This window comes from Mucilaginibacter sp. P4_G9 (genome assembly GCF_056400985.1).
In genome coordinates this window covers 1-4,564 of the sequence record NZ_JBFUKF010000396.1, presented here as the reverse complement: position 1 = coordinate 4,564, position 4,564 = coordinate 1, and the positions used below count along the sequence as shown (strand labels likewise).

Annotated in this window: 1 protein-coding gene; it reads right to left on the bottom strand. The window is 37.2% G+C overall.

Going from position 1 to position 4,564, the window contains the following annotated elements; translation table 11 throughout:
- Positions 1-68: 68 nt before the first annotated feature.
- Complete coding sequence (locus AC1DPZ_RS22415) at positions 69-4,259, bottom strand: hybrid sensor histidine kinase/response regulator transcription factor (RefSeq protein WP_477407632.1); 4,191 nt, start codon at positions 4,257-4,259, stop codon at positions 69-71.
- Between the last annotated feature and the right edge of the window lie 305 nt (positions 4,260-4,564).

Sequence of the window (4,564 nt, the reverse complement as noted above, 5' to 3'; positions counted from 1 at the left end):
GTTCCAAAGCGTTCGGGGTGTTCCACTACGCTCAAATGGAACACTTAATAAATCAAATTAATTGCTTCTTAGTCTTCCCGCAAATCTTTAAGTGTATTATTGAATTCATTATGTACCATATCTTCAGAAAAAGCTTTTCGGTACTTTTTAATATACTGGGACGGATTTATGCCAAATAGCTTTTTAAACTGTTCCCTGAAATATTTGATGTCGTTGATTCCAACAAGATAAGTCGTTTCGAAGACATTATGCCTGGTATTGATCAATATCTCCGCAGCTTTTCTCAGCCTGATAAATCTTATAAATCCGTTGGCTGACTGGCCCGAAATAAATTTGACCTTTTTATACAATGTAGAATTTGATATGCCCAATTCCCTCGCCAGGATCTGAATACCAAAGTCGGGGTTTTTGATATTTTCCTCAACAATCTTTATGCAATTTTCTAAAAAGTTTTTATACTCGGCGGGTATTTTCTGGTTACTTGAGTTAAGCGTGATTTCATTATAAAAGTACTTTTGCAAAGTATTTTTGTTTTTTAAAATACCTGCTACACGGGCTTTAAGAATCTCTTTATCAAAAGGTTTACTGATGTAATCATCCGCACCGCCTTCAATACCTTTTAATTTTATATCAGGAGATGAGCTTGAAGTGAGGAGTATAACCGGTATATGACTGATATTAATATCCTCCCTTATCGCAGCACAAAGCTCTATACCGCTCATTCCGTCCATCATCACATCGCTGATCACGATATCGGGCAAATGCTCCCTGGTGATTAACAGCCCTTCTTTACCATTATCGGCTGAATAAACTTTGTAATCCTGTTTGAAAATCATTTTAAGATATTCTCTTAAATCTTTGTTATCATCTATAATTAATATCGACTTTAAATCGCCATTAACGTCAGCATCTTCAAAAAGTAAATTGACATCTTCTGCTTCCGGATTGTCCATAATTTCGCTTTCAACGAGTTCCTGCAAAATAACGGAACTGGTTTCATCATCCTCGAAAATGATATTGCTCTTTAAGTGTTCCCTTCCTTTTAATAAGGTAACCGTAAATCGTGTTCCTCCCCCTACAGCACTTTCATAATTTATATTTCCGGAATGATCCTCCACAAACTTTTTAACAAGGAACAAACCGATACCAAAACCGCCGGTCGAAGGATTTTTAATATGTTCCTCCTGGTAAAACTGTGAATACAGCTTGTCGCCCGTCCCCTCTTTAATACCATAGCCAGTGTCGATAATTTCAATGTTCACGTTAGTTTCCTGTTCCGTGATCACCATTTTTACACTTCCACCGATTGGCGTGTATTTTATGGCATTTGACAACAAGTTAAAAAGCACTATTTCCATCTTTTCCCTGTCGGCAAATATTTCAATATGCTCATTTGCGCAATTGAATTCAAAAAACAAGCCTTTAGCTTTTGCCTGATAGGTAAAACATAAAAACACTTCCTTACTTAATTCAACGATATTAAGCCGGAAAATAGTTAATACACCCGCCTCCGAATCGGCCTTACGAAATAAAAGCAGCTGATCTACCAGGCTTAACAATCTTTTAGCATTACGGTAAACTATATTAAGGCTACTTGTGTCAATCTCGTTTTCATGATATAATAATTCCTTAACAGGATTTATAATAAGCGTCAACGGTGTGCGAAATTCATGGGAAATATTAGTAAAAAAAGACAATTTACGTTCATTCAGTTCCCGGTCTTTTTCAGCGGATAATTGGGTAACCTTTATTTCGTACTTCAACCTGGACTGGTTTGCCCGGTAAAGCCGGTAATTATAGATAATAAGGCCTGCCCCTGCAATATAGCATAGATATGCCCACCATGTTTTATACCAGGGCGGCAAAATTTTAACTTGCAATGTTGCAAAATCATCAAACCATATGCCGTCCTGATTGGAACATTTAACCCGGAACGTATAATCTCCCGGTTCCAGGTACCGGTATGTTGCTGATCGTTGGTTACCAACAAAATTCCAGGATTTGTCCAATCCTTCCATTTTATAAGCAAAAGCGCCTTTTTGCGGATAAGCGTAGTTCAATGAAGTATATTGAATGGAGAACACCGATTGATCGGGTTGCAAAATCAACTGTTTAGTTTCATTAATCGTTTGTGACAAAACAGCTCCATTTTCGCCCGGATCGCCCACTTCAACCGGTTTTCCAAAAATCTGTAAGCCCGTTATGATAATTTTAGGTTTAAAATTGCTTTTGCTTACTTTCTCTGGTTCAAAAACGTTAAGACCCTCGGTGCCTCCAAAATACATCAGCCTGCTACGGCTATCATACATAACAGACCCGACATTGAACTGTCCGGCCTGTAAGCCATCTGATTGATCAAAATTCGATACTTTGCCTGCTGTTGGGTCAATGTTGGATATGCCGTTATTTGTACTCAACCATACCGAATTATCGCCGGCCTTTTTAATGGCGTAAATTGTATTATTTGCCAGTTTGTTCCTTTCATTATACTGCTTAAATGTACGATTGTGAAAGTTATAGATAACAAGACCATCACCTTCCGTACCTATCCAAAGCCTATATTTATTATCCAGATATAATGAAAAAATAACCTCACTTGGCATGTATACCTTTTCTTCTGCGGAATTAAAAAATCGTCGGATCTTTTTACTCTGAACCTCCAAATAGTCTAATCCACCACCATAAGTTCCTATAAATAAGTTTCCTTTATCGTCTTCAATTATTGCCCTTACATCATAGGAACTAAGTGCGCTGTTTCCTGGATTATAATTTGTAAAGCTCTTTGTATCCGGATTGAAAAGACTAAGCCCACCTCCATTAGTACCAACCCATAAATTCTTATGGCTATCTTGATAAATAACCCGAACATCGTTCCCGCCGATAGTTTTACTGTCGCCGGCGCTATGATTATAATTGACAAATAAATCCGCTTTTCTGTCGTAGCGAAAGAGCCCTTTGGAATATGTACCAAACCATAAATTATTTTCACGGTCAAGATAGCCGGATAAAACAGCATTATCTGTTAGGCTCCCCGGGCGTCCATCTGCGTAATAATGTTTTGCAATACTTCCATCTGGCAAAGCTTTAAAGATACCATCGCCATCTGTTCCAAACCATAACGACCCGTTTGCATCCTGGCACATCCCATAAAATCTGATTAAGCTTTTACCAACAGTATCAGATCTGTTTTTTTGGATCTTCGTAAATTTCTCTCTAATACTGCTAATCATATAAATCCCCTCCCCATATGTACCAACCCAAATATTCTGGTCGCGGTCAACATATAGGGTTTGTACTGATCTTTGCGTGATATTATAACCATCATCACCGGTGACAGGTGTAAGTAAAAAGTTTTTTAAACCGGAATCGGTAACGGATTGCAATGGCAATTTATACAGCCCACCATCCTGGAGCCCGATAAGCAGGTTTTTATCTTTATCTTCAATTAGCGAGATATATCTATTGCTTTTAATATTCTTTTGACTGGTTTGGTACCGTATGAACTTATTTAAATTCCGATTATAATGAATCAGGCCGTTACCGGTTGCTATCCAAATATTGTGAAGATGATCTTCAAAAATATCATTAATCCTTCCCGGGGGGAAATCGCGGAGCTGCGAAGAGATATCAATTTTATCTGTGATAATTCCATTTTTCTGATGAAATACATTAATTCCGGCATCCTGGGTTCCTAACCAAAGCAGTCCCTGCGAATCTTCCAGCATAGAAACTATCCTGTCACTGGATAATTGCGGCAGCTTTGCCCGGTTATAGCTAATAAAAGCGTCGGACTTTGTTTTAAAATAAGTAATACCCAAACCATACGAGGAAATCCAAAAATTACCATTTTTGCTCTGTATGATATCGTTCACATCGTTTTTTTTTGTGCGGTTGGATGTAAACCTGTAATGATAAAACCTTTCGTTTCTTGTATCCAGCTTGCTTAAGCCATCCCGTGATGATACCCAGATATAACCGGCGTGATCTGAAAATATTTTCTGAACATAGTTACTTGACAGTGCGGTAGAATCGCCTTGCTTTGCCTTGAATACTTTAAAAGTAGAGCCATCAAACCGGTTTAATCCGTCATTTGTGGCAAACCAGATAAAACCCTTTTCGTCCTGGGTAATACTATTTACGATACCAAAAGAAAGACCATCTTTTAGTGAATACTTCAGAACTTTATTCTTTATGGGCGCCTGCCCGTAGCTTATCAAAATAAAAACCTGGAGCAATACCAACAACCAAAATCTCTTCATCACATTTATCTCAACGATTTATTAATAAGAATAAATAACAAGTAGCCTGGTGTTGGCTAACCTGAAGGTGTATTACTGAAATTAAACCGTTTGTATTATCTCCAGTCTTTCAAATCCATTAAACAAAGTTCAAAAAGACAGAAAGAATCATTGTTTATAATTATTATCGAAATAACACTTAGTTTTATAAATAAACAATTAATTTTAGAAATATTGTTTCATTTGAGTACAGAGCGAAAAATTAAGACAGCAAAAAGTTCAATACTTATGCTCTTTTAAAGACCAAGTTATGAGCAGATTATCAA

Coding starts and splice junctions, on each gene's coding strand:
- AC1DPZ_RS22415 (WP_477407632.1), bottom strand. CDS start 4,259: ATGAAGAGATTTTGGTTGTTGGTATTGCTCCAGGTTTTTATTTTGATA.